Raw genomic sequence first — 23,115 nt, 5'->3', positions numbered from 1 at the left:
AACCTGCACGAAATTTCGCGGAGGGCCAACGTCGTCCCTCGGTAGCTGCATATGCCACGACGACGACGGGAGTGCCGATGCGTTCCGACGCCTGGTCGCCCATGGACGGTCGCCCCGCCCAGCAGGGGATGTACGACCCCCGTAACGAGCACGACGCCTGTGGCGTCGGCTTTGTGGCCACCCTCACCGGTGTGGCCAGCCATGAGTTGGTCGAGCAGGCGCTGACCGTACTGCGCAACCTCGAACACCGCGGTGCCACGGGATCCGAGCCCGACTCCGGCGACGGCGCCGGAATCCTGCTCCAGGTCCCCGACGCCTTCCTCCGCGAGGTCACCGCGTTCGACCTCCCCGAGGCCGGCGCGTACGCCGTCGGCATCGCCTTCCTCCCCGCCGACGGCTCCGCACAGGCCGTCTCGCAGATCGAGGCGATCGCCGCCGAAGAGGGACTCGAGGTCCTGGGGTGGCGTGAGGTTCCCGTCACCCCCTCGCTGCTCGGCAACGGGGCCCGCGCCACCATGCCGGCCTTCGCCCAGGTCTTCGTGGCGGACGGCACGTCGACCGGGCTGGTCCTGGACCGCAAGGCCTTCGTCCTGCGCAAGCGCGCCGAGCGCGAGGCCGGGGTCTACTTCCCGTCGCTGTCGGCGCGGACCATCGTCTACAAGGGCATGCTCACCACCGGGCAGCTCGAACCGTTCTTCCCGGACCTGTCCGACCGGCGCTGCGCCACGGCCGTCGCCCTCGTCCACTCGCGTTTCTCGACGAACACCTTCCCGAGCTGGCCGCTCGCACACCCGTACCGCTTCGTCGCGCACAACGGCGAGATCAACACGGTCAAGGGCAACCGCAACTGGATGAAGGCCCGCGAGTCCCAGCTCGCGTCGGATCTGTTCGGTGCGGACAAGCTGGAGCGGATCTTCCCCGTCTGCACGCCGGACGCCTCCGACTCCGCGTCCTTCGACGAGGTGCTGGAGCTGCTGCACCTCGGCGGGCGCTCGCTGCCGCACTCCGTGCTGATGATGGTCCCCGAGGCGTGGGAGAACCACGACTCCATGGACCCGGCCCGCCGCGCGTTCTACCAGTACCACGCGACGATGATGGAGCCCTGGGACGGCCCGGCCTGCGTCACCTTCACCGACGGCACCCAGGTCGGCGCCGTACTGGACCGCAACGGTCTGCGTCCCGGCCGCTACTGGGTGACGGACGACGGGCTCGTCGTGCTGTCGTCCGAGGTGGGCGTGCTCGACATCGACCCCGCCAAGGTCGTCCGCAAGGGCCGGCTCCAGCCCGGCAAGATGTTCCTGGTCGACACCGCCGAGCACCGGATCGTCGAGGACGACGAGATCAAGGCCGGCCTCGCCGCCGAGGCGCCGTACCAGGAGTGGCTGGAAGCCGGCGAGATCGAGCTGGAGGACCTGCCCGAGCGTGAGCACATCGTGCACACGCACGCCTCGGTCACGCGCCGCCAGCAGACCTTCGGGTACACCGAGGAGGAGCTGCGCGTCATCCTCGCGCCGATGGCCCGCACCGGCGGCGAGCCGCTCGGTTCCATGGGCACGGACTCGCCGATCGCGGCGCTGTCCGAGCGGCCCCGGCTGCTCTTCGACTACTTCACCCAGCTCTTCGCGCAGGTCACCAACCCGCCGCTGGACGCCATCCGCGAGGAGCTCGTCACCTCGCTGCGCTCCTCGCTCGGCCCGCAGGGCAACATCCTGGAGCCGACCGCCGCGACCTGCCGCAACGTCGCCCTGCCGTTCCCGGTGATCGACAACGACGAGCTGGCCAAGCTCATACACATCAACGCCGACGGCGACATGCCGGGCCTGACGGCCGCCACGCTGTCCGGCCTCTACCGCGTCGGCGGCGGCGCCGAAGCGCTGGCCGCCCGTATCGAGGAGATCTGCACCGAGGCCGACGCCGCCATCGAGGCCGGCGCCCGCCTGATCGTGCTCTCCGACCGGCACTCGGACGCCGAGCACGCGCCGATCCCGTCGCTGCTGCTCACCTCCGCCGTGCACCACCACCTCATCCGTACGAAGCAGCGCACCCAGGTGGGGCTGCTCGTCGAGGCCGGCGACGTGCGCGAGGTGCACCACGTCGCGCTGCTCATCGGTTTCGGCGCCGCCGCCGTCAACCCGTACCTGGCCATGGAGTCCGTCGAGGACCTGGTCCGCGCGGGGACGTTCATCGAGGGCGCCGAGCCCGAGCAGGCCATCCGGAACCTGATCTACGCGCTCGGCAAGGGCGTCCTGAAGGTCATGTCCAAGATGGGCATCTCCACGGTCGCCTCCTACCGGGGCGCGCAGGTCTTCGAGGCCGTCGGCCTGGACGAGGCCTTCGTCGAGAAGTACTTCCACGGTACGCCGACCAAGATCGGCGGCGCCGGTCTCGACGTCATCGCCAAGGAGGTCGCCGCCCGGCACGCCAAGGCGTACCCCGTCTCCGGCATCGCCGCCACGCACCGCGCGCTGGAGATCGGCGGCGAGTACCAGTGGCGCCGCGAGGGCGAGCCGCACCTGTTCGACCCGGAGACGGTCTTCCGCCTCCAGCACGCGACGCGGGGCCGCCGGTACGACATCTTCAAGCAGTACACGGACCGCGTGAACGAGCAGTCCGAGCGGCTGATGACGCTGCGCGGGCTCTTCGGCTTCAAGAGCGGCCGCGAGGCCATCCCGATCGACGAGGTCGAGCCGGTCTCCGAGATCGTCAAGCGCTTCTCCACCGGCGCCATGTCGTACGGCTCCATCTCCCAGGAGGCGCACGAGACCCTCGCCATCGCCATGAACCAGCTGGGCGGCAAGTCCAACACCGGTGAGGGCGGCGAGGACGCCGAGCGGCTGTACGACCCGGCGCGGCGCTCCAGCATCAAGCAGGTCGCCTCGGGACGTTTCGGTGTGACGAGTGAGTACCTCGTCAACGCCGACGACATCCAGATCAAGATGGCGCAGGGCGCGAAGCCCGGCGAGGGCGGTCAGCTGCCCGGTCACAAGGTGTACCCGTGGGTGGCCAAGACCCGGCACTCGACGCCGGGCGTGGGGCTCATCTCGCCGCCTCCGCACCACGACATCTACTCCATCGAGGACCTGGCCCAGCTGATCCACGACCTCAAGAACGCCAACCCGGCGGCGCGTATCCACGTGAAGCTGGTGTCGGAGGTCGGTGTCGGCACCGTCGCCGCGGGTGTGTCCAAGGCGCACGCCGATGTGGTGCTGATCTCCGGACACGACGGCGGTACGGGCGCTTCGCCGCTCACCTCGCTGAAGCACGCGGGCGGTCCCTGGGAGCTCGGCCTCGCCGAGACCCAGCAGACGCTGCTGCTCAACGGCTTGCGCGACCGTATCGTCGTCCAGGCCGACGGCCAGCTCAAGACCGGCCGCGACGTCGTCATCGCCGCGCTGCTCGGCGCCGAGGAGTTCGGTTTCGCGACCGCGCCGCTCGTCGTCTCCGGCTGCGTCATGATGCGCGTCTGCCACCTCGACACGTGCCCGGTCGGCATCGCCACCCAGAACCCGGTCCTGCGCGAGCGCTTCTCCGGCAAGGCCGAGTACATCGTCAACTTCTTCCAGTTCATCGCCGAGGAAGTGCGCGAGCTGCTGGCCGAGCTGGGTTTCCGTACGCTCGAGGAGGCCGTCGGCCACGCCGAGCTGCTCGACACCGACGCGGCCGTGACCCACTGGAAGGCGCAGGGTCTCGACCTGGAGCCGCTGTTCTACGTTCCCGAGCTGCCGGAAGGCGCGGTCCGCCACCAGATCACCACCCAGGACCACGCGCTGGAGAAGGCGCTCGACAACGAGCTGATCAGGCTCGCCGCCGACGCCCTGGCCGTGGGCAGCGCCGAGGCCGCCGGACCGGTCCGCGCGCAGGTCGCGATCCGCAACATCAACCGGACCGTCGGCACCATGCTGGGCCACGAGGTGACGAAGAAGTTCGGCGGTGCGGGTCTGCCCGACGACACCATCGACATCACCTTCACCGGGTCCGCGGGCCAGTCGTTCGGCGCGTTCGTGCCGCGCGGTGTGACGCTGCGGCTCGAAGGCGACGCCAACGACTACGTCGGCAAGGGCCTCTCGGGCGGCCGGATCATCGTCCGTCCGGACCGGGGCGCCGACCACCTCGCCGAGTACTCGACGATCGCGGGCAACACCATCGCGTACGGCGCGACCGGCGGCGAGCTCTTCCTGCGGGGCAGGACGGGCGAGCGCTTCTGCGTCCGCAACTCCGGCGCCACGGTCGTCTCGGAGGGCGTGGGCGACCACGGCTGCGAGTACATGACCGGCGGCCGCGCGGTGGTGCTGGGCGAGACCGGCCGCAACTTCGCGGCCGGCATGTCCGGCGGCGTCGCGTACGTCATCGACCTCGACCCGGACAACGTCAACTCCGGCAACGCCGGAGCGGTCGAGACCCTCGACGACGCCGACCAGCTGTGGCTGCACGATGTGGTGCGCCGCCACGAGGAGGAGACCGGGTCCACGGTCGCCTCGAAGCTGCTGGCCGAGTGGGACACCGCGGTGACCCGCTTCAGCAAGATCATCCCGTCCACGTACAAGGCAGTGCTCGCCGCCAAGGACGCCGCTGAGCTCGCCGGTCTCTCCGAGCAGGAGACCACCGAGAAGATGATGGAGGCGGCGACCCATGGCTGATCCCAAGGGCTTCCTGACCACCGGACGCGAGGTCGCCAGGACCCGTCCCGCCGGTGAGCGCGTCAAGGACTGGAACGAGGTCTACGTTCCCGGCTCCCTGCTGCCGATCATCAGCAAGCAGGCCGGCCGCTGCATGGACTGCGGCATCCCGTTCTGCCACAACGGCTGCCCGCTCGGGAACCTCATCCCCGAGTGGAACGACTACGCCTACCGCGAGGACTGGTCGGCGGCGTCCGAGCGGCTGCACGCCACGAACAACTTCCCGGAGTTCACCGGGCGGCTGTGCCCGGCTCCCTGCGAGTCGGCGTGCGTGCTCGGCATCAACCAGCCGGCCGTCACCATCAAGAACGTCGAAGTCACCATCATCGACAAGGCGTGGGGCAACGGCGACGTCACCCCGCAGCCGCCCGAGCGCCTCTCCGGCAAGACCGTCGCCGTCATCGGCTCGGGCCCGGCGGGTCTCGCCGCCGCCCAGCAGCTGACCCGGGCGGGTCACACGGTCGCGGTGTACGAGCGCGCCGACCGCATCGGCGGCCTGCTGCGCTACGGCATCCCCGAGTTCAAGATGGAGAAGTCGCACATCAACCGGCGCATCCAGCAGATGCGGGCGGAAGGCACCAAGTTCCGCACCGAGGTGGAGATCGGCCGCGACGTCGACGCCGCGAAGCTGCGGCGCCGGTACGACGCGGTGGTCATCGCCGCCGGCGCGACGGTCTCCCGCGACCTGCCCGTCCCGGGGCGCCGGCTGAACGGCATCCACTTCGCGATGGAGTACCTGCCGCTCGCCAACAAGGTGCAGGAGGGCGACCTGACGGTCTCCCCGATCACCGCCGAGGGCAAGCACGTCGTGGTCATCGGCGGCGGCGACACCGGCGCGGACTGCGTGGGCACCGCCCACCGCCAGGGCGCGGCCTCCGTCACCCAGCTGGAGATCATGCCGAAGCCGGGCGAGGAGCGCGGCGCCAACCAGCCGTGGCCGACGTTCCCGATGCTCTACAAGGTCACCTCCGCGCACGAGGAGGGCGGCGAGCGGGTCTACTCCGTCTCCACCACCCACTTCGAGGGCGACGAGGACGGCAACGTCCAGTTCCTTCACCTCGTCGAGGTGGAGTTCAAGGACGGCAAGCTGGAGCAGAAGCCCGGCACCGAGCGGAGGATCCCCGCCCAGCTGGTCACCCTCGCCATGGGCTTCACCGGCACGGACCAGGAGAACGGCCTGGTCCAGCAGTTCGGCCTGGAGCTCGACGCCCGCGGCAACATCGCGCGCGACGGGCAGTACGCGACGAACGTCGACGGCGTCTTCGTCGCCGGTGACGCCGGCCGCGGCCAGTCGCTCATCGTGTGGGCGATCGCCGAGGGCCGCTCGGCGGCGCGCGGCGTGGACCGTTACCTGACGGGGGAAAGCGAACTGCCTGCCCCGGTGAAGCCGACGGACCGTGCGCTGACCGTCTGACGTACGCTCCCTCCCACAGACGTCCCGCACAACGGCGTGCGGAACTGAACGCGGCGCCTGCCCCGTCCCCGACCGGACACTGGGTGGGCGCCGCGGCGCGTTCCGGGACCGGACCGCCCGGGCGGGCCTGATTTCTCCCGGCCACGAATGGTCCGGCGGGTCCGTACGCGCGTCTCCCACCGTCGGACCACCACGGGGGAGGAGTTGCGCACAGGGCAGCGCGCGTGGGCCGGCCCGAACGGTCCATTGCCCGGGTTCTGAGGAACGTCGACGTGGCCGTCGCGGCGGGCGTCGCCCTGACGATCGGTCCGCCGTCACCGCCGTCAGCGCGTACTGCCAGGCGTGGGTGGACTGCCCGGCCGGTACGGCGTGGCGGGGGCCCGCGAGCCTGCCCGACGCCATGTCCGCCGCCGGGGAGGCGTCGCCCACGCGGGACTGGACCAGGGTGATCAGGGCGGCGCCGGAGACGCCGAGCACCGGGGAGAGGGAAAGCCGGGGGCAAGCTCCGCCCGCCGCCCTCGGCCGGCGGCTGCGGCGTCAGACCGCGCCCGCCGTCAGCGCCGAGGTCTTCATCATCACGAGCGCGACCAGCAGCACCAGCACCCCGGCGCACACCGCCACCTGGATCGCGGTGCGGTTCTTGCGGGGCGCGTACGCGAAGGCCAGGCCGACCAGCGCGCCGGTGAGCAGGCCGCCCAGGTGGGCTTCCCAGGAGGCGAACAGCGCGGAGACCGCCATCCAGACGAGGAGCCCCGTGAGGAAGCGGTTGACGGCCCGCATGTCACGGCCCAGGCGGCGGCAGATCACGTAGTACGAGGCGGAGATGCCGAAGACCGCGCCCGAGGCGCCCACGACGGTGTCCTGCGGCGCGATCAGATAGACCACCACCGAACCGCCGAGCGCGGACAGCAGGTAGAGACCGGCGTAGCGCGCCCGGCCGAGCTGGTCCTCGACGGTCCTGCCCACGTTCCACAGGCACAGCATGTTCATGACGATGTGCATGATGCCGAAGCTGCCCCCGGTCGGGGGCAGGTGGAGGAAGGCGCCGGTGAGCATCCGGTACCACTCGCCGTCGGCCACCCCGACGGCGGTCAGGCCGGGGTGGACCACGCCCTCGTGGAGGAAGAGCGTGCCGTCGGGGCCCAGCAGGCCCAGGCCGAGCATGCCGAACCGGTCGAGGAGGCCGGGGCGGGCCAGTTCGCCGAGGTAGGCGAGGACGTTCAGCGCGATCAGCGCGTACGTCACCACGGGAGCCGCCGCCCCGGTCACCGCGCCGCCGAAGACCGTGCGCGCCTGCCGGACGGACCTGTGGCCCTCCTTCACGCACTCGGGGCACTGGTGCCCGACCGCCGCGTCACGCATGCAGTCGGGGCAGATGAACCGCTCGCAGCGCGTGCAGCTCACGTACGTCTCGTACCCGGGGTGGCGGTAACACGTCGTGACAGCGGCTTCCACAGCCGGCTCCTTGGCCTTCTGAGTAAACGGGGGAGAGCCGGTGGGGTCGGCGGCGATCAAGATAGCGTACGGGTCCGGCAGTTCCGCCGACCCGGCCGGTGCCACCGGCCCGCCGGACCCGCCCCTCCCGCCGGCCCCGTACGAATACGAAACGGAGACCCGACGTGGCGATAAGCCTCCACAAGGTCGAGGAGACCGCGCCCGCACTCGTCAGCTTCTACGAGAGCGCCGGGGTCTCGCTGCGCGAGCACGGGCTGAGCGGGCAGCGCGCGGCCGTCTACCTGGTCCTCGACTACTCGGGTTCCATGAAGCCGTACTACCAGGACGGCAGTGTGCAGGCGCTCGCCGACCGGGTGCTCGGCCTCTCGGCCAACCTCGACGACGACGGCAGCGTGCCCCTCGTCTTCTTCTCGACGGACGTCGACGCGGTCACGGACATCGCCCTCGACAACCACCGGGGGCGGATCGACACGATCGTCGCCGGGCTCGGCCACATGGGGAAGACCAGTTACCACCTGGCCATGGACGCGGTGATCGACCACTACCTCGACAGCGGGTCGACGGCGCCCGCCCTGGTGGTCTTCCAGACCGACGGCGGCCCGATCAACAAGCTCGCGGCGGAGCGGTACGTCTGCAAGGCCGCGAAGCTGCCGCTGTTCTGGCAGTTCGTGGGCTTCGGCAACACGCGCAGCACGCAGTTCGACTTCCTGCGCAAGCTGGACGAGCTGGCCGTCCCGGCGAGGCGCCCGGTCGACAACGCGGGTTACTTCCACGCCGGGCCGGACCCGCGTCAGGTCTCGGACGCGGAGCTGTACGACCGGTTGGTGCGGGAGTTCCCGGTCTGGCTGGCGGCGGCGCGGGCGCAGGGCGTCGTGCGATGACGGTCCGGGTGCTGGAGGCGGCCGGCCGTACGGCCGTGGCGTGGAAGAACGGCGGCGGGGTCACCCGGGAGATCGCGGCGTGGCCCGAGGGCGCCGGGACGACAGGCTTCGACTGGCGGATCAGCCTCGCGGAGGTCGAGGGGGACGGCCCGTTCTCGGCGTTCCCCGGGGTGGACCGCATCCTGACGATGACCGAGGGCGCGGGGATGGACCTCACGGTGGGCGGGGAGCGGCGGCTCGTCGACGCGCGTTACGTCCCGCAGGACTTCCCCGGGGACGTCGCCACCGACTGCCGGCTGCTCGGCGGCCGGGTGGTGAACTTCAACGTCATGTACCGCAGGGGCCGCACGGCCGCGCGGGTCGTGGTGGCGCGCGCCGGTATGGACGTCACGGTTGCGCCCGGCGGGACGGTGGTGATCGTCGCGCTGGAGGGGGCCGCGTCGTTCGGGGGCGTCACCCTCGGCCGGTACGACGCCGTGGTGACCGGATCACCGGGCACCCTCTCCACCGGGGGCCACGCGGCGGTCGTCACCCTCCCGGCCGGCTGAGCGGGGACCGGCGGCGCGGCGGCCTCGCGTCTCCTCGGCGGCCTGGAGGCCGAAGGAGTGTGTTCACGACGCCACTTCCTCCTCTTCTTCCTCCTTCTTCTCTTCTTCTCTCTTCCTCTTCCGATGCCCAGGCCGCGTAACCGCCGGGGCGGACGAGCAGGGTCAGGCGGCGCTCACTCGCCCAGTGCGCCACGGTGAACCGCTCGTCGTGGCCGGCCTCCGTGTCCCGCGGGGTGATCAGCACGAACCGGCCCGCGCGCAGCGCCTCGTACAGCCGGCCCTCCCGGAGCCGGACGTCCGGCACGCGCCGGCCGGGGAGTGCGGGTGTGCCGCGGCGCCCGCGAGCAGGACCCTGCCCACCCGTGGCCGGGGCCTCCGCCGAGGGTGACGCCCTGGTCGTACGGGCCTGGCGGCCGGGCGGCCCGGTACGGACGAGCCGCCGGGGCAACGGCGACGGAGAGGTCCGCGAGGACCGACCGCGAGGCGCGTCGCCGGCGGCGGCGCGATCTTCTTGGGGTGAGGGGGTGGTGCTCCGGCGGCATCGTGTTAAGGTGGACGAGTTGCAGTTTTGGTACCCATAAACATTATGTGCGCCTGACGGGAATGCTTCCTCAGGCGCATTTTGTTTTCCGGTTCTCCGGATGGGGCTCATTGCGGCGACGTGGAATCCGTGCAGTGCGGATTTCCGGATCTGCCCCAGTTTTTTAGGAGAATGACATGGCTACTGGAACCGTGAAGTGGTTCAACTCGGAAAAGGGCTTCGGCTTCATCGAGCAGGACGGCGGCGGCGCTGACGTCTTCGCCCACTACTCCAACATCGCCACCCAGGGCTTCCGTGAGCTCCAGGAGGGCCAGAAGGTCTCCTTCGACGTCACGCAGGGCCAGAAGGGCCCGCAGGCGGAGAACATCGTCCCGGCCTAATCAGCCGACGCGATACCTCGCCAGCCGGGGCCCGCACCGTGAAGGTGCGGGCCCCGGCTTGTGCTTGTTTCCAGGAAGGCAAAACCTGAATGACCCGCTCCGAACGCCCCGCCGCCGCCAGCGCACGCTCCGCCCGTCCCGTCCGCAATCGCTCCTCGCAGGCCGCTCGCGGCAAGGCCCCCGCAAAGGGTCCCGCCCGCAGGGCCGTGCCCGTGCAGGGTGAATTCGCGATGCCGGAGACCGTCACCCCGGCGCTGCCGGCCGTCGAGGCCTTCGCCGACCTCGACATGCCCGCGGCCCTGCTCAAGACCCTGGCGGCCCAGGGTGTGACCGAGCCCTTCCCCATTCAGGGCGCGACCCTGCCGAACTCGCTCGCGGGCCGCGACATCCTCGGCCGCGGACGCACCGGTTCCGGCAAGACCCTCGCCTTCGGCCTCGCGCTGCTGGCCCGTACCGCGGGCCGGCGCTGCGAGCCGCGCGCACCGCTCGCGCTGGTCCTGGTGCCCACCCGGGAGCTCGCGCAGCAGGTCACCGACGCGCTCACGCCGTACGCCACGGCCGTGAACCTGCGGATGGCCACGGTCGTCGGCGGCATGTCGATCACCAAGCAGGCGAACACGCTGCGGCGCGGTGCCGAAGTGCTCGTCGCCACCCCGGGCCGTCTGAAGGACCTCATCGAGCGCGGCGACGCGGAGCTCGGGCAGGTGTCGATCACCGTCCTGGACGAGGCCGACCAGATGGCCGACATGGGCTTCCTCCCCCAGGTCACGGCGCTGCTCAAGCAGGTCGAGCCGGACGGGCAGCGGATGCTGTTCTCGGCGACCCTGGACCGCAACGTCGACCGCCTCGTGCGGATGTTCCTGACCGACCCGGTGGTCCACTCCGTCGACCCGTCCGCGGGCGCGGTGACCACGATGGAGCACCACGTGCTGTACGTCGCGGACGAGACCGACAAGAAGGCCGTCGCCATGCGCATCGCGGCCCGCGAGGGGCGGGTGATCCTCTTCGTGGACACCAAGCGTGCCGCGGACCGCTTCGCCAAGCGGCTCCTCGCCAGCGGTGTGCACGCCGCGGCGCTGCACGGCGGCCGTTCGCAGCCGCAGCGCAACCGCACGCTCGACCAGTTCAAGACCGGCCAGGTCACCGCGCTGGTGGCGACGAACGTGGCGGCGCGCGGCATCCACGTCGACGACCTCGACCTCGTGGTCAACGTCGACCCGCCGACCGACCACAAGGACTACCTGCACCGCGGCGGCCGTACCGCCCGCGCCGGCGAGTCCGGCAGCGTCGTGACGCTGGTGCTGCCCGACGAGAAGCGCGAGATGACGCAGCTGATGTCGGCCGCCGGCATCGTTCCGCAGACGGCGCGGGTCAAGTCCAGCGACGACGAGCTGGCCCGGATCACCGGTGCGCGGGAGCCCTCGGGCGTCGCCATCGTGATCGAGGTTCCGCAGCAGCAGGCTTCCGCGCAGCCGAAGCGGCGTCCGCAGAGCGGCGGCCGCGGGGGTGGCGCCGGTCGTGGCGGCGGTGCCGGCCGCAGTGGCGGCGGCACCGGTGGAACCCGTACGCAGGGTGGCGGCCGCACGCAGGGCGAGCGCACCCAGGGCGCCGGTCGCACCCAGGGTGAGCGCGCCCAGGGCGCCGGTCGTACTCAGGGCGCCGGTCGCGGCCAGGGCGAGCGTGCCCAGGCGGGTGGCCGGGCGCAGGGTGAGCGTGGCGGCGCCGCTCGTGCACAGGGCGGTGGCCGCGGGCAGGGTGCCCAGAGCGGCGGCGGCCGCGGTCAGGGCGAGCGTGCTCCCGGCAGCGGCAGCGGCAGCCGTGGCAGGGGCCGGGGCAGCCGCAGCGCTGCCGCCTAGAGCGGCTTCCGGACGTCGTCCTCGGGCGCCGGACGGGCTGGGTTCCTCAGCCCGTCCGGCGCCCGAGGCCCGTTGGACCGCTGCCGGGGCAGGGCCCCGGTAGACGGAAAGCGCTTCTCAGCGGTAGCGCGGCGGCGTGCGTTCCAGCCGGCGCCGTACCGTCGCGTCCTCGATGTGCTCCAGCGCCTCCACCGCCGTCGCGTACGCGTACCCCTCGGGGTCCTCGCCGCCCAGCAGGCGGGCCGGCGCCTCGACCGCCCGGGGGTCCCGGCGCGCCGCCAGGCCGCGCGCCGCCTCCGCCGCCGTGTCGGCGTCGTGGTCCTCCAGCCGGTCCGCCAGCGCGTCGCGGATGTCCGGGGTGTCGGCCCCGGAACCGGCGAGCGCCGGCGCCGCTCGCCCGGTCGGGGTCGGCGCCCGCCGCGAGCAGCAGCCGCACCATGCCGGGACGGTCCTGCACGGACGCCGTGTGGAGCGCGGCCGTGCCGTCGTCGGTGGCCTCGGCGGGGACGCCGGAACGCAGCAGCCGTACGACGGCGTCGCCCCCGCCGTCGTACACGGCTTCGCACAGGGCCTGGGGGCCCGCTGCCGGATCGTTCGTCATGTTTCGGCCCTGCGTGCGCCGGTTCAGGTGTCGCATTCGAAAACCGTGCGGCAGAGCGCGCAGCGCGCCCGTACGCGGCCGCGCACGGGAATCCGGATGCGCTGCCGGCAGGTGGGACAGGGGAACGAGACGCGCAGCGTGTCGCGCCCGCCGCCCTCGAAGGCGTACGGAGAACCGGGGTCCGCACGGCCGCCGTGCTCCTGCGCGTGCCGCCGCTGCCTGGCGTACCTGCGGCGCCCCGCCCACCCGGCGGCGGTCAGCGGCGGCTGCTGCCCGTCGTGGCGGGCCTGTGCGAGGCCCTTGGTGTACGCCGTGTACGCCTGTGCGCTGGTGAACCAGGGCGCGGGGTCCTCGTCGAAGGCGATCGCCCGTTTCGCCAGGACGTACCCGAACTCCTCCGGGGTGAGATAACCGAGCTTCTGACGGGACACGCCGTCCTCGCGGTACGCGTCGAGCAGCAGCCAGCCCGCCCCGAGATACGTCGTCACGGTGTCGGTGAGGATCTCGTTGTCGCGGGTGCCGGCGAAGGCCAGGCCGAGCCGGTGCAGCAGCACGTGCGTGATCTCGTGGGCGAGGGCGGCGCCGATGTCGCCCCGGTGCGTCCTGAAGCGGTCGTTGAGCTCGATGAAGTACTCCGGGCCCGCCGTCAGCTCCACGCTCGCGGCGTGCTCCATCTCGCGGAAACTCACGATCACGCGGGCGTCCGGCAGGCGCAGGTGGTGGACGAGGGCGCGGGCCACGCGCTGGGCGCCGAGGTGCAGGTCGTCCTGGTCGGAGAAGGCCACGTCGACGGGGAGGACACTCGTGGCGTAGGAGCGCACGCCGTCGTACGAGAGCCGTTTGTGGAGCGCGGTGATGGCGGACCGCACGGTGGTCAGATGCGGATAGCCGTGTACGACCTCGCTCCCGCTGGTCACGTCGGCACTCACCCCCACAGGCCTGCGGCACGACGGTGAACAGGTCTCCACTGTAAGCCGATTCGGCGGGCCCGGCGGGCTCCGGCGGGATGCGCCTGGATCGCCTCGTGCCCTCGGGGGAGGTGCCGCCGCAGACGCAGTGGTCCTCGCCGCGGCCGGCAGCCGGCCCGCCGGCGCATCCGCGGCAACCACCAGAAGGACGTCTTCGCCGACAAGTGGCCGACGCTCCTCGGCATCCCGCGCACCGGCAACTTCGCGGGGGCCGGGCGGACCTCGACCTCGCCCTGCGGGCCGACGCGGGCGACGCACGGGTGCGCTTCGACAACGTACGGATCGTTCCCGCGAAGCGCAGCACCCAGCCCGGAACGCTCGCCTTCGAGGACTTCCAGAACGTGCCGCAGGGGCGGGGTGTCTTCGTCAAGGGCGACGCGGGCGGCTCCACCGACCCGCGCACCCACATCGCGCAGCGGCACGCCCCCTTCACGCAGCGCGGCTGGAACGGCAAGGCGATCGACGACGTCGTCGACGGCTCGGAATCCCTCAAGTCGCGCGGCGAGAACACCGGTCTGGTCTACCGGACCGTGCAGGACACCGTCCGCTTCGAGGCGGGCAGGCGCTACCGGGTCTCCTTCCGCTACGAGGACGAGAGGGCCGGCCAGTACGCGTGGATCACCGGTGTCGACGAGCCGGCCGCCCGCGAACTCGACCGCAAGGCGCTGCCCGTCGCCACCGGACCGACCGCGCTGAGCTACGAGCTCACGGCGCCCGCCAGGGGCGAGACATGGGTCGGCCTGCGCAAGACCGGCGACGACGGGACGGCGGAGTTCGTCCTTGACGCCTTCGAAGCGCGCGAGGTGCGGGCGGTGCAAAAGGGGCAGCGCCCTGAGGGCCGGTCCTTACCGGGAGACCGGCCCTCCAGGGCGTTCCGCCCGTATCAGGCGAACTCCGGAGCGTGCTCGCCGGCGCTCTCCAGCTCCAGCACCCACACCTCGTTCGCGCCCTCCCGCAGCACGGGTCCGGGAACGTACAGCGCGTCCTGGGGCCCCACCGCCCAGTACCGGCCCAGACAGAAGCCGTTCACCCACACGAAGCCCCGCTCCCAGCCCGGCAGCCGCAGCGACGCGTCACCCGCACCCCGGACTTCGAACGTTCCCCGGAACAGCCCCGAAGCGCCTGCCCCCGCTTCCGGGGAACGGTACGGGACCTTCCCGAGCGCGTCCGCGTCCTCGAACGCGTCCAGGGAAAGCCCCCGCGCCCGTACACCGTGCAGATACTGCCGTTCGTGCAGCACGCCGCCCGTGATGCCCTTCGGCTCGGCGACACGCGGCCCGTAGTTGATCCGCCCCAGCGACTCCACCCACAGCTCCACGGCGGCCGGCCCGGCCACGGGCCCGTCCAGCACCGCGTAACCGCCCGCCCCGCCGCTCAGCACACCGGCCCGCACCCCGTCGACGTACACCACGGCCCGGTCCCGCAGCCCCGTCACGCCCAGCGGATACGCCCGCCGGGGCCCCGGCACGTCCACCCGGTAGCGGACCAGCCCCCGGTCCACCCCAAGCTCCTCGAACGTCGGCGGCATCGCGCGCTCCGTCTCCGCGCCCCCGAGCACCTCCAGTACGTCGCCGAGCGGCGCCCACCCCGTGAGCTCCGCCCGGACCGGCGCACCCAGCGCGGCAGGCGCGTCCGGCACGTCCGGCACGGGCGCCCCGCCGCCCCGGTACGGCGCCAGGACGTCCCGGAACAGCCAGAACTTCTCCGTCGGGCGGCCGTACTCGTCAATGGGGGCGTCGTAGTCGTACGACGTCACCGTCGGCTGGAGCTCCCCGTCGTGCAACCGCCCGGAACGGTTCGCCCCCGACCAGCCCGCGAAGTTCGTGCCCCCGTGCGCCATGTAGACATTGACCGAGGCGCCGCACTCCAGGATCTCCTTCAGCGCCGCCGCCGCGTCGGCGGGATCCCGTACGACACGCTCCGCACCCCAGTGGTCGAACCAGCCGCACCAGAACTCCATGCACATCAAGGGCCCCGAGGGCTGGTACCGCCGCAGGACCTCGAAACCCTCGCGCGCCCCCGACCCGAAGTTCGCCGTCGCCAGCACCCCGGGCACGGAGCCGCCCGTCAGCATGTGGTCCTCGGGCCCGTCCGAAGTGAACAGCGGCACCGTCACACCGCGTCCCCGCAGGAACTCCGCCAGATGCCGCAGGTACACCTGGTCCGAGCCGTAACTGCCGTACTCGTTCTCGACCTGCACCATGACCACCGGGCCGCCCCGGTCGGCCTGCCGCTCCACCACCTGCGGCAGCAGCTGCCCGAACCACCGCTCCACGTGCCCCAGGTACTCCGCGTCGCGCGTGCGCACCCGCGCCCCCAGCGCACCCGTCAGCCAGTGCGGCAGCCCGCCGTTCTCCCACTCGGCGCAGATGTACGGCCCCGGACGCACGACCGCCCACAGCCCCGCCCCCCGCGCCGCGTCCAGGAACCGGCCCAGCGCCCCCGCGTCCCGCAGCCGCCCGGGCTCCGGCTCGTGCAGGTTCCACGGAACGTACGTCTCGACACAGTTGAGCCCCATGGCGCGCAGCATCGCCAGCCGGTGCCCCCACTGCCCTTCGTGCACCCGGAAGTAGTGCAGAGCCCCCGACAGCAGCCGCACCGGCTCCCCGTCCAGCTCGAAATCCGTCTCACCCACCGTGAAGTCAGCCACGGTCCCCGCCTCTCGCTCCACTGCCCGCGCCCCAGCCTCACCCCCTGGCGGCGGAACGGTCCATGGACAAAGATCAGCGCTGATTGGACACAGTTGACCGGACACGACGGAACGCCACCTGAGCAGGCGGGAGGAAGCGGAGCGGATGTACCACACCTGGATGCGCTACTTCACCCCCAGCCCCACCCACCACAAACTCGGACTGGTCTGCCTCGGAGTCGGCCTGCAACACGGCACCCTGCCCACCGTCGGCCCCCGCACCCTCGACCACCACGTCGCCGTCGTCGTCAGCGCGGGCAGAGGCTGGTACCGCGGCCCCGACGGACGGCGCGTCACCGTCATCGCCCCCGCCCTGATCTGGCTCATGCCCGGCATTCCGCACCACTACGGGCCCGACCCGGCCACCGGCTGGGACGAAAGCTTCGTCGACTTCACCGGGCCCGCCACCACGACGTACACCGAACTCGGTTACATCGAGCCCGACCGCCCCGTCGTCCCCCTCGCCGACACCGCGGCCGCCCGCGCCGCCGTCGGCCGCATCACGCGCGCCGCACGCCGCGGAAACCCCCTCCTGGAAGTCGAGACCGGCGCCGCCGTCCACGAACTCCTCGTCGCCCTGCGCCGCGCCCGCGCCGACGTCGGAACCGACGGAGACCCCGTGCTCCGGTCCCTCGCCCGCGACGCCTTCCAGCCCCTGACCGTCGCCGAACACGCCTCCCGCCACGGCATGACCCCCGCCGAACTGCGCACCGCCGTACGCCGCGGCGCCGGATGCAGCCCCAAGGACTACCTCCTCGGCATCCGCCTCGGCCGCGCCAAGGAACTCCTCGCCGCCACCGAACTCCCCGTGGCCGCCGTCGCCCGCCGCGTCGGCTACGACGACCCCGCCTACTTCTCCCGCCTCTTCTCCCGCCGCGTCGGCATGGCCCCCGTGCGCTTCCGCGCCCAGCAGGGAGGCGCCGTCCACGGCGGCTGGAGCCACCAGATCCCAGATCCCGAACACCCGCCGACCATCGCGACCCGGCCGACGTAAGCTCCCTGACCATGACCTCCAGCGAAATCGACGAGTCCGTCGTCGCCGAACTGAGCCGCCTGCGCGACAGCATCGACAACATCGACGCCGCCGTCGTCCACATGCTCGCCGAGCGCTTCAAATGCACCCAGCAGGTCGGCCACCTCAAGGCACAGCACCAGCTCCCGCCCGCCGACCCGGCCCGCGAGGCCCGCCAGATTGCCCGCCTGCGCGAACTCGCGGAGAAAGCCAAACTGGACCCGGCCTTCGCCGAGAAGCTGCTGAACTTCATCATCGCGGAGGTCATCCGCCACCACGAAACAATCGCGAAGTCCTGACCGCGAGCACAGGGCACAGGGCGCAAGGGGCGAGGTGCCAGACACGAGCACGCGGCACGGACACACCCCGTGGTCCGCGTCCGGCACCGCACCGCCGGAGCAGGACCGGAGCAGGGCCCGGCGCAGCACTGCCCGCTGTGCCGCCCCCGCGCCATCGGGCAGCATGTCCCCATGTCCGTACTGACGCGCGACGAAGCGCAGACCCGAGCCCAGCTCATCGACGTCCACCGGTACACGATCGACCTCGATCTGACCCGCGGCGAAGAGACCTTCGACTCCCGCACCGTGATCCACTTCACCGCGCACACCGCCGGGGACACCTTCGTCGAGATCAAGCCCGCCACCCTGCGCACCGTCACCCTCGACGGACAGCCCCTCGCCCCCGGAACGCTCGACGGAAACCGCGTCCCCCTCACCGGCCTCACCCCCGGAGACCACGAACTGCGCGTCGACGCCGCCATGCGCTACTCCCGCACCGGCGAAGGCATGCACCGCTTCACCGACCCCACCGACGGCGAGACGTACGTCTACACCCAGCTCTTCATGGACGACGTCCAGCGCGTCTTCGCCGCCTTCGACCAGCCCGACCTCAAAGCCGTCTTCGCCCTCACCGTCACAGCCCCCGGCAACTGGACCGTCCTCGGCAACGGCATCGCCGAACACCAGGGCGCGGGCCGCTGGACCGTCGCCCCCACCCCGCCCATCTCCACCTACCTGGTCGCCGTCGCCGCGGGCCCCTGGCACTCCGTGCGCACCCACCACGCCGGCCTGCCCTTCGGCCTCCACTGCCGCCGCTCCCTCGCGCCGTACCTGAGCGCCGACGCCGAGGAGATCCTCGACATCACCCGCGCCTGCTACGACCGCTACCACGAGAAGTTCGAAGAGCCCTACCCCTTCGACTCCTACGACCAGGCGTTCGTCCCCGAATTCAACGCCGGCGCCATGGAGAACCCCGGCCTCGTCACCTTCCGCGACGAGTTCGTCTACCGCTCCGCCGTCACCGACACCGAACGCCAGACCCGCGCCATGGTCATCGCCCACGAAATGGCCCACATGTGGTTCGGCGACCTCGTCACCCTCCAGTGGTGGGACGACATCTGGCTCAACGAGTCCTTCGCCGAGTACATGGGCTACCAGACCCTCACCGAAGCCACCCGCTTCACCGACACCTGGACCGACTTCGCCGTCGCCCGCAAGGGCTGGGGATACGACGCCGACCAGCGTCCCTCCACCCACCCCGTCGCCCCCGACCCGGACGCCGTCCCCGACACCGCGTCCGCCCTGCTCAACTTCGACGGAATCTCCTACGCCAAGGGCGCCTCCGCCCTGCGCCAGCTCGTCGCCTGGCTCGGCGAGAAGGACTTCCTGACCGGCATCAACACCCACTTCGCCCGCCACAAATTCGCCAACGCCACCCTCGCCGACTTCATCGACAACCTCGCCTCCGCCACCGACCGGGACGTCCACGCCTGGGCCGGGGCGTGGCTGCGCACCACCGGCGTCGACACGCTCACCCCCCAGCCCGCCGAGGCCGAGGGCCACTGGCACCTGACCGTCGGCCGGAACGGCAGCCGCCCCCACCGCATCGCCGTCGGCGTCTACGACCACGACCTGGTCGACAGCCGGAGCCTCGTTCTGCGCGAGCGGTTCGAAATCGACCTGCCCCAGGCCCAGGTCCGGACCCAGCCCGACTCCGACTCCGACTCCGGGTCGGGGTCCGAGTCCGAGTCCGAGTCCGTGACCGTACGAGCCGGCCGCCGCCCCGCCCTCGTCGTCCTCAACGACGGCGACCTCACCTACGCCAAGATCCGCCTCGACAAGGAGTCCGAGGAACGCGCACTGCGCACCCTCTCCGGCATCCCGGACCCCCTCACCCGCGCCGTCGTGTGGAACTGCCTGCGCGACATGGTCCGCGACGGCGAGCTCGAACCCGTCGCCTACCTGGAGACGGCCCGCGCCCACCTCCCGGACGAAACCGACCTCGCCATCGTCCAGGGCGTACTCGCCTTCGCCGCCACCCACATCACCGACCGCTACCTCTCCCCGGCCGAACGCCCCACCGGCCTCGCCACCCTCACCTCCCTGTGCCGCGACCTCATCCGCCGCACCGAGGACGGCAGCAGCCCCGGCCTGCGCCTCACCGCCGTACGCCACTTCATCGACGCCGCCACCCAGCCCGACGGCATCCAGGACTGGCTCCACAGCGGCGGCGTCCCCGGCGGCCCCGAACTCGACCCCGCCCTGCGCTGGCGCATCCTGCGCCGCCTCGCCGTACTCGGCGCCACCGACGAAACCGCCATCGCCGCCGAACTCGGCCGCGACCCCAGCGCCACCGGCCAGGAAGGCGCCGCCCGCTGCCGCGCCGCCCTCCCCGCACCCGAGGCCAAAGCCGCCGCCTGGTCCCGCATGTTCGAGGACGACACCCTCTCCAACTACCTCTTCACCGCCACCGCCCAGGGCTTCTGGCAACCCGAACAGGCCACCCTCGTACGCGACTACGTCCCCCGTTACTACCGCGACGCCAAAGCCGTCGCCGACCGCCGCGGACCCGCCATCGCCGAAGCCGCGGGGCGCCACGCCTTCCCCCACTTCGCCGTCGACACGGACTCCCTGCGCCTCGGCGAGGACTTCCTGCGCGACACCGAGATGATCCCGGCCCTGCGCCGCAAACTCGTCGACCAGCTCGACGACCTTCGCCGCGCCATCGCCGTACGGGAAAGCTGACCCACCGGGGCCCGGTCCGGCACCACGCCACTGCCCGCCACCGCCCACCAGCACCGGACCGGGCCCCATACCAGCTGCACGCGGCCACCTCCGCTCTCCCACGCGGCAGTACCACTTTCGGGTTGAGATCGTCGAGCACTCCGGACGCACCGGCTCACGCCTGTACACGCTGGTGTGCCAGCCCAGCGCACCCGAAGGACCACGCATGAGTACGCCGCCCCCCGGCACCCCCCTCCCGCCCCTCGCCGGCGGCACAGGAGGGCCCGCCGCCCTGCGGCCCCTGCTCGACACCGTCCTCGACGCCCTCCACCAGGGCGCCCTCGCCCGTGGCGGACCGCTCCCCGCCGGCGGCCCCGGCCCCGTCACCGAGCGGCTCCTCGACGCCGTCGGACCCGCGCTGCCCGCCACCGGCACCGGAGCCGAGGAAGCCCTCCGCACCCTCGTCCGCGCCCTCGCCGAAGGCGCCGCCGACCCCGCGGACCCCCGGTGCGCCGCCCACCTGCACTGCCCGCCGCTCGCCGTCGCCACCGCGGCCGACCTCGCCGCGTCCGCACTCAACCCGTCCATGGACTCCTGGGACCAGGGACCCGCGGCCTCCGCCCTGGAAACCCACGTCGCCCGTGCGCTCGCCGCCGAGGTCTACCCCCGGGAACCCGCACCCGACGCCCTCCTCACCACCGGCGGCACCGAAGCCAACCAGCTCGCCCTCCTCCTCGCCCGCGAACGCCACGGCCCCGTACAACTCGTCTGCGGCGCCAACGCCCACCACTCACTGCACCGCGCCGCCTGGCTCCTCGGCCTTCCCGAACCGGTGGCCGTCCCCGCCCCCACCGGTGTCGTCGACCCCGCCGCACTCGACGAAGCCCTCACCGACCTCCACCACCCCCTCCTCGTCACCGCCACCGCGGGCACCACCGACACCGGCGGCATCGACCCCCTCCCCGACATCGCCGACCTCTGCGCACGCCACCACGCGGAACTCCACATCGACGCCGCGTACGGCGGCCCCCTGCTCTTCAGCGACGTCCACAGAGCCCGCCTCCACGGTCTCTCCCGCGCCCACACCGTCAGCCTCGACCTGCACAAACTCGGCTGGCAGCCCGTCGCCGCAGGACTCCTCGCCGTCCCCGACGCCACCACCCTGGCCCCCCTCGGCCACCAGGCCGACTACCTCAACGCCGACGACGACACCGAAGCCGGCCTCCCCGACCTCCTCGGCCGCTCCCTGCGTACGACCCGGCGCCCCGACGTCCTCAAGATCGCCGTCACCCTCCGCGCCCTCGGCCGCCGAGGGCTCGCCGACCTCGTCGACCGCACCTGCGCCGCCGCCCAGCACCTCGCCGACCTCATCGAGAACACCCCCGGCCTCGAACTCCACGACCGCCCCACCATCAGCACCGTCCTCTTCCGCCCCACCCGCGCCACCGACGACGACATCGCCACCATCCGCCGCACCCTCCTCACCGAAGGCCGCGCCGTCCTCGGCCGCGCCCGCGCCGACGACCGCCTCTGGCTCAAAGCAACCCTCCTCAACCCCCACACCACCCCCAGCGACCTCGAAGCACTCCTCTCGCTCCTCTCACACCTGTCACTCCCGGAAGGCAGCACCCACCGATGACCGCCTCCCCCCAGCCCCAAGCACCCGACCAGCCCCACGACCTGGTCGGCATCGGCATCGGCCCGTTCAACCTCTCCCTCGCCGCCCTCGCCGACGGCGTACACGGCGGCCTCACCACCGCCTTCTACGAACAGCGCCCCGCCTTCCACTGGCACCCCGGCCTCCTCATCGAAGGCGCCACCCTCCAAGTCCCCTTCCTGGCCGACCTCGTCACCCTCGCCGACCCCGCCAGCCCCTGGTCCTTCCTCAACTACCTGCGCACCCGCGACCGGCTCTTCCCCTTCTACTTCGCCGAGCGCTTCCACATCCAACGCGCCGAATACGACGCCTACTGCCGCTGGGTCAGCACCCACCTCCCCGGACTCCACTTCAGCCACCAGGTCGACGCCGTCCGCTGGAACGCCGAGCGCGACGCCTTCGAGATCGACTTCACCCAACTCGACGCCGAAGGCGAAGCCGAAGCCCTCGGCCGCGCCTACACCCGCAACGTCGCCCTCGGCGTCGGCACCCAGCCCCACATCCCCGAATCCCTCAAACCACTCGCCGAAGCCCCCACCGTCCCCGTCATCCACTCCGCCGACTACCTCGACCACCGCGAACGGGTCCTGGCCGCCGAACACATCACCGTCGTCGGATCAGGACAGTCCGGCGCCGAGATCTTCCTCGACCTGCTCCGCGCCCGCCCCGCGGGCCGCGAGAAGATCACCTGGCTGGCCAGAACCGAGGCCTTCGCCCCCATGGAGTACTCCAAACTCGGCCTGGAGCACTTCACCCCCGACTACAGCCGCTACTTCCACGCCCTCCCCGAGTCCGTACGCGACGGCCTCGGCCCCCGCCAGTGGCAACTCCACAAAGGCATCGACGCCGACACCATCGCCGCCATCCACGAAGAGCTCTACCGGCGCAGCCTCCACGGCGGCTGGCCCGACGCGGTCCTCACCCCCGGAGTCTCCGTACGCACCGCCGGCCGCGTCGGCACCACCAAGGTCGAACTCCACCTCGAACACCTCCAGCAGGGCACCCGCTCCCGCCTCACCACCGACGCCGTCGTCCTCGCCACCGGCTACCGCGAACGCCCCCTCGGACAGCTCCTCGCCGGACTCGACCCCTACATCCGCCGCGACGCCTCCGAACGCCTCCGCATCGACGACCAGTTCCGCATCGTCCTCGACCCCGCCGTCACCGGATCCGTCTACGTGCAGAACGCCGAACGGCACACCCACGGCGTCGGCGCACCCGACCTCGGCCTCGCCGCATGGCGCAGCGCGACGATCCTCAACTCCCTCACCGGCACCGACCCCTACCCACTGCCGAGGCGCACCGCGTTCACCAGCTTCGGCCTCGAACGCCGCGAGGCACCCAGGATCCCCGCCCAGCAGCCGGCCCTCACCCCGCTGACCCAGGGCCGCTAGAGACGCCGAACGGGCTGGAACCCTCCCGCTGAGCGAGAACG

Annotated in this window: 15 protein-coding genes and 1 pseudogene; 12 read left to right on the top strand and 4 right to left on the bottom strand. The window is 72.0% G+C overall.

Annotated features, from left to right (window positions below; translation table 11 throughout):
• Window positions 1–77 precede the first annotated feature (77 nt).
• Window positions 78–4,637 carry a glutamate synthase large subunit gene (gltB, locus tag ABD374_RS26390; RefSeq protein WP_344498138.1) on the top strand — a complete coding sequence of 1,520 codons (4,560 nt, stop codon included), beginning with the start codon at window positions 78–80 and terminating at the stop codon, window positions 4,635–4,637.
• Window positions 4,630–6,090 (top strand): glutamate synthase subunit beta, encoded by a 1,461-nt coding sequence (locus ABD374_RS26385; RefSeq protein ID WP_344498136.1) that lies wholly within the window; start codon window positions 4,630–4,632, stop codon window positions 6,088–6,090. The genes gltB and ABD374_RS26385 overlap by 8 nt, the downstream gene beginning before the upstream one ends.
• Before the next feature lie 537 nt (window positions 6,091–6,627).
• Here ABD374_RS26385 and ABD374_RS26380 read toward each other — a convergent pair.
• Window positions 6,628–7,545, bottom strand: coding sequence for a rhomboid family intramembrane serine protease (locus ABD374_RS26380; protein WP_344498134.1), 918 nt, complete (start codon window positions 7,543–7,545; stop codon window positions 6,628–6,630).
• 164 nt (window positions 7,546–7,709) lie between these two features.
• On the opposite strand from ABD374_RS26380, the gene ABD374_RS26375 reads away from it, so the two are divergent.
• Both ABD374_RS26375 and ABD374_RS26370 read left to right on the top strand, forming a co-directional pair.
• The gene (locus ABD374_RS26375; protein WP_344498132.1) at window positions 7,710–8,426 is read left to right on the top strand and encodes a VWA domain-containing protein; all 717 of its coding nucleotides are present in this window, start codon (window positions 7,710–7,712) and stop codon (window positions 8,424–8,426) included.
• The gene (locus ABD374_RS26370) at window positions 8,423–8,974 is read left to right on the top strand and encodes a HutD/Ves family protein (RefSeq protein WP_344498130.1); all 552 of its coding nucleotides are present in this window, start codon (window positions 8,423–8,425) and stop codon (window positions 8,972–8,974) included. Before ABD374_RS26375 ends, ABD374_RS26370 begins: the two co-directional genes overlap by 4 nt.
• On the opposite strand, the gene ABD374_RS34735 is transcribed toward ABD374_RS26370, so the two are convergent.
• Window positions 8,955–9,626, bottom strand: a complete 672-nt coding sequence (locus ABD374_RS34735; protein WP_425577355.1) for an aromatic-ring hydroxylase C-terminal domain-containing protein — start codon at window positions 9,624–9,626, stop codon at window positions 8,955–8,957. The genes ABD374_RS26370 and ABD374_RS34735 overlap by 20 nt on opposite strands.
• A gap of 65 nt (window positions 9,627–9,691) precedes the next feature.
• Here ABD374_RS34735 and ABD374_RS26360 point away from each other — a divergent pair, with 65 nt between their 5' ends.
• Together ABD374_RS26360 and ABD374_RS26355 are read left to right on the top strand one after the other, a co-directional pair.
• Window positions 9,692–9,895 carry a cold-shock protein gene (locus ABD374_RS26360; protein WP_015607926.1) on the top strand — a complete coding sequence of 68 codons (204 nt, stop codon included), beginning with the start codon at window positions 9,692–9,694 and terminating at the stop codon, window positions 9,893–9,895.
• An 89-nt stretch (window positions 9,896–9,984) separates the two neighbouring features.
• A complete protein-coding gene (locus ABD374_RS26355) occupies window positions 9,985–11,751 on the top strand; it encodes a DEAD/DEAH box helicase (RefSeq protein WP_425577354.1) in 1,767 nt (588 codons plus the stop codon).
• Between the two features lie 624 nt (window positions 11,752–12,375).
• Here ABD374_RS26355 and ABD374_RS26350 read toward each other — a convergent pair.
• Window positions 12,376–13,269 carry a hypothetical protein gene (locus ABD374_RS26350; protein WP_344498432.1) on the bottom strand — a complete coding sequence of 298 codons (894 nt, stop codon included), beginning with the start codon at window positions 13,267–13,269 and terminating at the stop codon, window positions 12,376–12,378.
• Between the two features lie 89 nt (window positions 13,270–13,358).
• Here ABD374_RS26350 and ABD374_RS26345 point away from each other — a divergent pair.
• A pseudogene (locus ABD374_RS26345) lies at window positions 13,359–14,018 on the top strand (hypothetical protein); the annotation flags it as partial.
• A 185-nt stretch (window positions 14,019–14,203) separates the two neighbouring features.
• Here the strand turns inward: ABD374_RS26345 and ABD374_RS26340 are convergent.
• Window positions 14,204–15,970 (bottom strand): glycoside hydrolase family 35 protein, encoded by a 1,767-nt coding sequence (locus ABD374_RS26340; protein ID WP_344498128.1) that lies wholly within the window; start codon window positions 15,968–15,970, stop codon window positions 14,204–14,206.
• 145 nt (window positions 15,971–16,115) lie between these two features.
• Between ABD374_RS26340 and ABD374_RS26335 the strand changes: the two genes are divergently transcribed.
• The 5 genes from ABD374_RS26335 to ABD374_RS26315 all read left to right on the top strand — a co-directional run bounded on the left by ABD374_RS26335 (window position 16,116) and on the right by ABD374_RS26315 (window position 23,074).
• On the top strand, window positions 16,116–17,003 hold the full coding sequence (locus ABD374_RS26335) for a helix-turn-helix domain-containing protein (protein WP_344498126.1): 888 nt from the start codon (window positions 16,116–16,118) through the stop codon (window positions 17,001–17,003).
• An 11-nt stretch (window positions 17,004–17,014) separates the two neighbouring features.
• Window positions 17,015–17,320: a chorismate mutase gene (locus ABD374_RS26330; protein WP_344498124.1), complete on the top strand. Its 306-nt coding sequence runs from the start codon at window positions 17,015–17,017 to the stop codon at window positions 17,318–17,320.
• 171 nt (window positions 17,321–17,491) lie between these two features.
• Window positions 17,492–20,044 carry an aminopeptidase N gene (gene pepN, locus ABD374_RS26325; protein WP_344498122.1) on the top strand — a complete coding sequence of 851 codons (2,553 nt, stop codon included), beginning with the start codon at window positions 17,492–17,494 and terminating at the stop codon, window positions 20,042–20,044.
• Between the two features lie 205 nt (window positions 20,045–20,249).
• Window positions 20,250–21,662: a pyridoxal phosphate-dependent decarboxylase family protein gene (locus tag ABD374_RS26320; RefSeq protein ID WP_344498120.1), complete on the top strand. Its 1,413-nt coding sequence runs from the start codon at window positions 20,250–20,252 to the stop codon at window positions 21,660–21,662.
• Window positions 21,659–23,074, top strand: a complete 1,416-nt coding sequence (locus ABD374_RS26315) for a lysine N(6)-hydroxylase/L-ornithine N(5)-oxygenase family protein (protein ID WP_344498118.1) — start codon at window positions 21,659–21,661, stop codon at window positions 23,072–23,074. Before ABD374_RS26320 ends, ABD374_RS26315 begins: the two co-directional genes overlap by 4 nt.
• Window positions 23,075–23,115: the final 41 nt, after the last annotated feature.

The sequence above is a fragment of the Streptomyces enissocaesilis genome (assembly GCF_039533765.1).
Lineage (GTDB): Bacteria > Actinomycetota > Actinomycetes > Streptomycetales > Streptomycetaceae > Streptomyces > Streptomyces enissocaesilis.
The sequence above is the reverse complement of the archived record's forward strand: the minus strand, read 5'-3'. Positions and strand labels throughout refer to the sequence as shown.